This is a genomic window from Sagittula salina (genome assembly GCF_017813235.1).
Taxonomy (GTDB): domain Bacteria; phylum Pseudomonadota; class Alphaproteobacteria; order Rhodobacterales; family Rhodobacteraceae; genus Sagittula; species Sagittula salina.
The window spans coordinates 1-1,047 of record NZ_JAGISH010000037.1 but is presented as its reverse complement, the minus strand read 5'-3'; the positions used below and the strand labels follow the sequence as shown (position 1 = coordinate 1,047).

Below are 1,047 nucleotides of genomic sequence, written 5' to 3'. Positions count from 1 at the left end.
GTTCATCCTGTTTTCGATGAGGTCGTCGACGACGGCGGGTTCTGCGAGTGTTGATGTGTCTCCGAGGGCGCCGTAGTCGTTTTCGGCGATCTTGCGCAGGATGCGGCGCATGATCTTGCCGGAGCGGGTCTTTGGCAGGCCGGGTGCCCACTGGATCAGGTCGGGGGAGGCGATGGGGCCGATTTCGGTGCGGACCCAGGCGCGCAGTTCCTTGCGCAGGTCTTCGGTGGGTTCGACGCCGTTCATCAGGGTGACGTAGCAGTAGATGCCCTGGCCCTTGATTTCGTGCGGGTAGCCGACGACGGCCGCTTCGGCGACTTTCTCATGGGCGACCAGGGCCGATTCGACCTCTGCCGTGCCCATGCGGTGGCCGGAGACGTTGATCACGTCGTCGACCCGGCCGGTGATCCAGTAATCGCCGTCCGCATCCCGCCGGCAGCCGTCGCCGGAGAAGTAATAGCCCTTGTAGTCCGAGAAATACGTCTTCTCGAACCGCTCGTGATCGCCCCAGACCGTGCGCATCTGGCCGGGCCAGCTGTCCTTGATCGCCAGCACGCCCTCTGTGGGGGAGGCGTCGATCTCTGCCCCGGTCTGCGGGTCGAGCACGACGGGCTGGACGCCAAAGAACGGCTTCATCGCGGCGCCGGGTTTGGTCGCATGCGCGCCGGGCAGCGGCGTCAGCAGGTGGCCGCCGGTTTCCGTCTGCCACCAGGTGTCCACGATGGGGCAGCGGCCGCCGCCGACCACGTCGTTGTACCAGGTCCAGGCCTCCGGGTTGATCGGTTCGCCCACGGTGCCAAGGAGCCGCAGCGAGGATAGATCGCATTTCGTTACAAAATCGTTGCCCTGGCCCATCAGCGCGCGGATCGCCGTCGGCGCGGTGTAGAACTGGTTAACCCTGTGTTTTTCGCAGACCTGCCAGAAGCGGCTGGCGTCCGGATACGTCGGCACGCCCTCGAACATCAGCGTCGTGGCGCCGTTCGCCAGGGGCCCGTAAACGATGTAGGAATGCCCGGTGACCCAGCCCACGTCGGCGGAGCACCAGTA

1 protein-coding gene is annotated in these 1,047 nt (G+C 65.5%); it reads right to left on the bottom strand.

Annotated elements, in window-relative coordinates; genetic code table 11:
- Positions 1–1,047: AMP-binding protein (locus J5474_RS22460; protein ID WP_209364238.1), on the bottom strand; the 1,047-nt coding region annotated here is incomplete at both ends.